We start from the raw sequence: 6,901 nt of genomic DNA, 5'->3' as shown, positions 1-6,901 counted from the left end.
TATTTATAGGGAGATTTTCCCTATAACAGGCATACAATCATCGTTACTTTTGAAGTGCAGCTCTTTCTCACAATACACTCATCCCTAACTACTCCCCTTAACTTATGCTAATCAATCCCAGTAAAATAAGACATCCCGAGCTAACTCATAACCTACATTTCTAACGCCATTTTCCCTTTTCAAGGCTTTCAGCCAGCCTTTCTCGCATAATCTCATAAGCATCAATCGTACTGTTTTAGGATCTAGCGCGAAATAATCTGCTATATCTTTAAGTCGAACTACACCCGCTTTTCCAGCTATATATCGGATAATTTCTTTCTCCGTGAGAGTTGCTCCACCACTCGGTGCACTTACAATTTGGTAGCGGCTTAACGCCAATCTTAGCAACGTAACGCATAGCTCAGGGCGCTGTTCCACATCGTCGTAGGCAAATGAGATTACTTGGTAACCCATTCCGTACAGAAACGTCTCACGATTTAGCTCATTACAATACTTCAGCCTGTCCATGTCTCTTACATGTGCTGCATATCCTTTGATCTCAAACAATAATTTTACGGGTCCTGGCAAGAAAGCAAAGTCAGCAAAATAAGATCGCCCGCGCCAATCCAGCACCTCATACTCCGGATGTAGATCAGCGAAATCCCCACGAAGTGCCCACCATACATTCTGTAAAAACATCTCTTCGGCATGACGATGCCCTCTCTCTAGCCTTCCTCGTCTTTCCCCAGTCCTGCTTGCTAGATGTTTCTCAATAAACGCTTCATGCGCTTGTTCATAGTTCATTCGATGTTCCCCCTCATTCATTCGTCCTTCCCCACACTAATTAATTCCACGCAAAAAAACGCCCCATTCCCACCACCGGATATACCGGGGTGTAACAGGGCGTTCTTCGCCACTTATTATGAATTGAATCATTAATTCGTAAAATACCAGTTACTTCGATTGCACCGGAGGTGCAAGGTTAGCATGAGCGCGGCCTGGGATTTCACCAGTCTCCTCATACGCTACAACGATCGCATCAATTTCCTTCTTCAGCTCGTTCACTAGTTCCGCTTCAGGCACCTTACGAATCATCTGACCGTAACGGAACAACAAACCTTCCCCACGGGCACCAGCAATACCAATATCTGCTTCACGCGCCTCACCAGGGCCATTAACGGCACAGCCGAGCACGGATACTTTAATAGGCACCTTAAGATTCGAAATGTATTCTTCCACCTCATTAGCGATGGAGAAAAGATCGATATCGAGTCGTCCGCAAGTCGGACAAGAAATGAGTGTAGCCGCGTTAGAGATCAGACCGAAGGTCTTCAGCAGCTCGCGTGCCACCTTAACTTCTTCCACTGGATCAGCGCTAAGCGAGATACGCAGGGTGCTGCCGATGCCCATAGAGAGCAGTGCACCGATACCTGCGGAGCTTTTTACTGTACCGGCAAACAAGGTGCCGGATTCTGTAATCCCGAGGTGCAGCGGATAAGGAATGACTTCCGCAGCCTGACGGTAAGCCTCGATGGCCATAGGCACATCGGATGCTTTTAAGGAAACGATAATGTCGTGGAAATCCAGCTCTTCCAGAATGCCAATATGGTACAGCGCACTTTCTACCATAGCTTCTGGAGTCGGGTATCCGTATTTCTCCAAGAGATGATTCTCCAAGGAACCGGCGTTTACACCAATCCGAATCGGAATTCCTTTTTCTTTACAAGCTTTAACTACTGCTTCTACCTTCTCCCGACGACCGATATTCCCCGGATTAATCCGGACTTTATCGATGCCGTTCTCAATAGCCATCAGCGCGAGCTTATAGTTAAAATGAATATCCGCTACGAGTGGGATATGAATCTGCTTCTTGATCTCCTTAATCGCGGCGGCTGCCTCTTCATTGTTGACAGTAACGCGTACCAGTTGGCAGCCTGCTTCCTCAAGCCGTAAAATTTCGGCTACAGTAGCCTCCACATCAGCTGTTTTGGTTGTACACATGCTTTGAATCGCAACCTCGTTGTTTCCCCCAATAATGAGCCCGCCAACATTGACAGGACGGGTTTGGTGTCTCAAGAACATGATTTTTCTCCCCCATAACGCCAAAGCTCCACCCCTTCGCAACCGCTAGTGAAGCGGGATAAGCGGAAGAAAGGTGGAGACAGTGACATGTATTGTTAAGGTAAGCGGCTTACGCGCTTTCCTCTTTCTTCTTGTCTTTCTTAAGGTTCAATTCAGGCAAAGCCTTCTCTTGAACGACCTGCTCCGTGATCACACAATCCTTAATATCATCACGTGAAGGCACTTCATACATCACATCAAGCATGATGCTCTCAATAATCGCGCGCAGTCCACGGGCTCCCGTATTGCGTTTGATCGCTTCCTTGGCAATCGCTTCGAGTGCCAGCGGTTCGAACTTCAGCGCTACGTTATCCATTTCCAGCAGCTTGATATATTGTTTAGTGAGTGCATTCTTAGGCTCGGAAAGGATACGCACCAGTGTATTCTCATCAAGCGGCTCCAAAGTCGAGATGACCGGCAGACGGCCTACAAATTCAGGAATTAATCCGAATTTGAGCAAGTCTTCAGGCAATACCATCGACAAATATTCGCCAGCCTTGAGATCCTTTTGTCCTTCAACCGCTGCGTTGAAGCCAATGACTTTTTTACCAATACGGCGTTTAATCATTTGCTCCAGACCGTCAAAGGCACCGCCCACGATAAACAAGATGTTCGTCGTGTCGATTTGAATAAACTCCTGATGAGGATGCTTACGTCCACCTTGTGGAGGTACGGAAGCAACCGTTCCTTCCAGAATCTTCAAAAGCGCCTGCTGTACACCTTCACCGGATACGTCACGGGTAATGGACGGGTTCTCGGATTTACGTGCCACTTTATCAATCTCATCAATATAGATAATGCCGCGTTCGGCTTTCTCCACATCATAATCTGCCGCTTGAATCAGCTTAAGCAGAATGTTCTCAACATCCTCGCCGACATAACCAGCCTCCGTTAAGGAAGTAGCATCAGCAATCGCAAATGGAACGTTGATAATCTTCGCCATCGTCTGTGCGAGCAAAGTTTTACCCGAACCGGTTGGACCAAGCAAAAGAATATTACTCTTCGTCAGTTCAACATCTTCGATCTTACTCTGGCTGTTCACACGCTTATAGTGATTGTAAACCGCAACAGACAGCGATTTCTTCGCTTGCTCTTGACCGATTACATATTGATCCAAAATATCGCGGATTTCCTTTGGTTTCGGAATATCCTTCAGATCAAGCTCTTCTTCATGACCGAGCTCTTCTTCCACGATTTCCGTGCAAAGCTCGATACATTCGTCACATATATAAACGCCCGGTCCTGCTACAAGCTTACGAACCTGCTCTTGTGATTTGCCGCAAAAAGAACATTTCAATTGCCCTTTTTCATCATTAAATTTAAACATCTAACCACCCCTTTAAGATTTCATCGGTGAAGAAAGAACCTGGTCAATAAGCCCATATTCCTTGGCTTCTTCCGCACTCATGAAGTTATCGCGGTCTGTGTCCCGTTCGATTTTTTCAAGGGGCTGACCTGTGCGATCTACATAAATTTGATTCAACTTCTGTTTCGTCTTGAGGATCCAGTCGGTATGAATCCAAATGTCAGACGCTTGACCTTGAACACCGCCGAGCGGTTGATGAATCATAACTTCGCTGTTAGTCAGCGCGTATCTTTTGCCCGGAGCCCCAGCTGTCAGAAGGAGCGATCCCATGCTTGCCGCCATCCCTACACAAATGGTTGAAACATCCGGTTTGATGTATTGCATCGTATCGTATATACCCATGCCGGCTGTTACTGAACCACCGGGTGAGTTGAGGTACAAGTGAATGTCCTTCTCGGGATCATCTGCTGCAAGGAACAGCAGTTGAGCAATAACCAGATTGGCGACATCATCGTCAATCGCACTGCTTAAGAAAATAATGCGATCCTTGAGCAATCTGGAATAGATATCGTATGAACGTTCTCCACGACTTGTTGATTCCACAACCATTGGTACCAGACTCATGCCACCAACCTCTTTTCTCTATACAGATTAGTCTTATCGTTTCAAAAATATTTTAACACGTTCACGGCCCGATGTCATTTTTTCACTACAGCAGACCTGTCCACTGCTTGTGATAGTGACGTCATCACGCCAATTTCCTTAATACCATACGCTCATACGGATACCTATGTAATCACATATATCTGTGCCCGAGGATAAAAATAAGGCACGTAACGAAACTTACGTGCCTTATCATATCTGTATGGAGGCCGATTGCTCGGCCGTTCTAGGTAGTTTAAAAAATCTTACTCAGCTTTAGCGTCTTCAGCAGCTGGTGCTTCTTCTACTGCTTCAACTTCTACACTATTGCTAACAAGGAAATCAATGGTTTTGCGCAAAGAAAGTTCTTCGTTCAAGCTGCTCAGTGAACCGTTAGCTGCCAAGATGCTGCGAATTTCTTCTGGAGTACGTTTGTAAGCTTCAGCCATAGTAGCCAACTCTTCGTTAACTTCTTCTTCAGAAACTTCAATGTTCTCTTGTTTAGCGATAACTTCCAGTACCAGGTTGTTGCGAACGCGTTTTTCAGCATCGCCTTTCATTTGGTTCTGCAAGTCTTCACGAGTTTGACCGGAGAAGCTAAGGAACATATCCATGTTCATACCTTGTTGACGAAGACGAGTGTCGAAGTCACGAACCATGTTCTCAACTTCGCTGTTGATCATGGCTTCAGGGATCTCAACTTCAGCGTTTTCTGCTGCTTTATCAACAACTGCGTTCTCGCGAAGGCCTTTCAGTTCATCCTGTTTACGGGATTCGAGCTGAGCTTTCAGATCTGCTTTGTACTCTTCCAAAGTTTCGAATTCACTTACATCTTTAGCGAACTCATCATCGAGTGCAGGAAGTTGTTTGCGTTTGATTTCGTGCAGTTTCACTTTGAATACTGCTTTCTTACCCGCAAGGTTCTCTGCATGGTATTCATCAGGGAAAGTAACTTCAACATCTTTGAAATCTCCAGTGGACATTCCCACTACTTGCTCTTCAAATCCAGGAATGAAGGAGTTGCTGCCAAGTTCAAGAGAATGACGCTCAGCTTTTCCGCCTTCGAACGGTACGTCATCAACATATCCGTCAAAATCGATCACAGCGATGTCGCCGTTAGCTGCTGCTTCTTCTTCAACTACTACGAGTTCAGCATGACGCTCTTGCAGACGAGCAAGCTCAGCGCTCAGCTCTTCTTCAGTCACTTCAGCTTTTTGTACTGGAACTTCCAGACCTTTGTAATCGCCGAGCTTCACTTCAGGTTTAACCGTGATCTTCGCTTTGAAGATAAAGGATTGACCTTTAGCAAATTGCTCAATATCAACTTCAGGACGGTCTACAGGGAAGATGTCAGTTTGTTCAACGGCTTCACCGTAAGCTTCAGGAAGAAGAATGTCGATTGCATCTTGGTACAAGCTTTCTACACCAAAACGGGATTCAAAGATCGGGCGTGGCACTTTACCTTTACGGAAGCCTGGTACGTTAGCTTTCTTAACGACTTTGTTAAAAGCTTTATCAAGTGCTGCTGCAACGCGTTCTGCGTCAACTTCTACTTCAAGAACTCCAAGGTTCTTCTCTATTTTTTCCCATGTTGCTTTCATATTATACTTTTCCCTCCAAAATATAGGTTCACAAGTTTACTTCAAAAAATGATACAATCCACGCACAGAATAACCATTATATTATATACAACATTACTTTATTTATCAAGTAGAGAAGTCTTTACAAAACCCTTGAGCGCACGATATGCCCCCTCAAATTGAAAGCGCATGCCGTCGGTAATGCCGTACATTCCGCGAGTCTCCTCCTCTTGCCGTGTACCGTTTAAGCTCTCAGATACAAACTGGTGTAACGCCCCCGCCCAAATATCTAGTAGCGCGTCTTCCCCATCCAGTATTTTCCGATACTCTTCCGATCCATAAATCGACATGACGAACTGGCCCCAGAGCTCCTGTGCAAAATAATACAGCGTAGGCTCGTGTACCTCCGCCTGCTCGGCTACCCGCTCGAGCACCTGACTCACCTGTGGTGGAAAATCCTCTGTCTGCAGCGGCACACTTTCAATCTCTACAATTGCTGTTTCGTGACCACGAATCAGATTCACTGTTCCCTGCATCCCACGCCGCCGAAGGGTCTGCAGGGTCCGAAATTGCAGCAGCGGGTGAACATTATCCCCCTGCAGCCATGCCGTCAGCGCCTCATCGACTCCGCCGCCTTCCAGATATGAAAGCTGCTCTAGTGCTAGGATTGTCGCCTCTGACAGCGGCTCATTCATTATCCGCTGCAGCAGCTTTTGAGGATACCCCGCATCCTCAGTCATTTTGGATTTGGCCAAGAGACGGGCCATATCTTCTTCCCTTAAATCTTCGTCTTCGGGGTGAACGGCTCCTTCTGCATCTCCATTCTGAGAGGCATAAGGGAAAGCTGTTTCGAGCCATTCCAGCAGAGACCGCCATTCCTCGTAATTCCGCTCTTCCTGTCCTTGACACTGCAACAAAAAACGCAGCAGCTCCATCGCTTCCCCGTATCGTTCACTCTCCAGCATCACCGTAAGCTGGATTTGATAATAGTCCAGTGTCTTGGGAAACAGGACGATATTCTCTTTTGTGGCGGGGGAATCTGAATCTTTAATGAGGGCACCTCCTTATAGCTAATTATGTGAATTGAATTCTAAAACGTCATAAATGTTATTAAGACCTTAAGCTCCATCCGAAACTTAATAATTGTAGATTATAGCATACCCCGTACTCTTTTTAAAAAACAGCTTGAAAAACATCGGCGTACATGATATGATAAATCCTGCTTGCTTTTCAGCCAGCAATCATGTCCCGGTAGCTCAGCTGGATAGAGCAT

At 46.0% G+C, this 6,901-nt stretch carries 6 protein-coding genes; all 6 read right to left on the bottom strand.

Translation table 11 applies throughout. The features are described 5' to 3' along the window. Positions 1–111: 111 nt before the first annotated feature. Complete coding sequence (locus CA598_RS30630; protein ID WP_094878941.1) at positions 112–783, bottom strand: helix-turn-helix domain-containing protein; 672 nt, start codon at positions 781–783, stop codon at positions 112–114. A gap of 150 nt (positions 784–933) precedes the next feature. Further along, positions 934–2,061, bottom strand: coding sequence for a flavodoxin-dependent (E)-4-hydroxy-3-methylbut-2-enyl-diphosphate synthase (gene ispG, locus CA598_RS30625; RefSeq protein WP_094878940.1), 1,128 nt, complete (start codon positions 2,059–2,061; stop codon positions 934–936). Positions 2,062–2,170: 109 nt separating this feature from the next. Further along, on the bottom strand, positions 2,171–3,427 hold the full coding sequence (clpX, locus tag CA598_RS30620) for an ATP-dependent protease ATP-binding subunit ClpX (protein WP_094878939.1): 1,257 nt from the start codon (positions 3,425–3,427) through the stop codon (positions 2,171–2,173). A 12-nt stretch (positions 3,428–3,439) separates the two neighbouring features. Next, positions 3,440–4,030: an ATP-dependent Clp endopeptidase proteolytic subunit ClpP gene (gene clpP / locus CA598_RS30615; RefSeq protein ID WP_036685049.1), complete on the bottom strand. Its 591-nt coding sequence runs from the start codon at positions 4,028–4,030 to the stop codon at positions 3,440–3,442. A 284-nt stretch (positions 4,031–4,314) separates the two neighbouring features. Then, positions 4,315–5,649 carry a trigger factor gene (gene tig, locus CA598_RS30610; protein WP_094878938.1) on the bottom strand — a complete coding sequence of 445 codons (1,335 nt, stop codon included), beginning with the start codon at positions 5,647–5,649 and terminating at the stop codon, positions 4,315–4,317. Between the two features lie 98 nt (positions 5,650–5,747). Further along, positions 5,748–6,563, bottom strand: a complete 816-nt coding sequence (locus CA598_RS30605; RefSeq protein ID WP_373455859.1) for a hypothetical protein — start codon at positions 6,561–6,563, stop codon at positions 5,748–5,750. Between the last annotated feature and the right edge of the window lie 338 nt (positions 6,564–6,901).

Source organism: Paenibacillus sp. VTT E-133291 (assembly GCF_002264395.1).
In the GTDB taxonomy this organism is placed as follows: domain Bacteria; phylum Bacillota; class Bacilli; order Paenibacillales; family Paenibacillaceae; genus Paenibacillus_AQ; species Paenibacillus_AQ nitricinens.
The sequence above is the reverse complement of the archived record's forward strand: the minus strand, read 5'-3'. Positions and strand labels throughout refer to the sequence as shown.

Coding starts and splice junctions, on each gene's coding strand:
- clpX (WP_094878939.1), bottom strand. CDS start 3,427: ATGTTTAAATTTAATGATGAAAAAGGGCAATTGAAATGTTCTTTTTGC.
- tig (WP_094878938.1), bottom strand. CDS start 5,649: ATGAAAGCAACATGGGAAAAAATAGAGAAGAACCTTGGAGTTCTTGAA.
- clpP (WP_036685049.1), bottom strand. CDS start 4,030: ATGAGTCTGGTACCAATGGTTGTGGAATCAACAAGTCGTGGAGAACGT.
- CA598_RS30605 (WP_373455859.1), bottom strand. CDS start 6,563: ATGGAGCTGCTGCGTTTTTTGTTGCAGTGTCAAGGACAGGAAGAGCGG.
- CA598_RS30630 (WP_094878941.1), bottom strand. CDS start 783: ATGAACTATGAACAAGCGCATGAAGCGTTTATTGAGAAACATCTAGCA.
- ispG (WP_094878940.1), bottom strand. CDS start 2,061: ATGTTCTTGAGACACCAAACCCGTCCTGTCAATGTTGGCGGGCTCATT.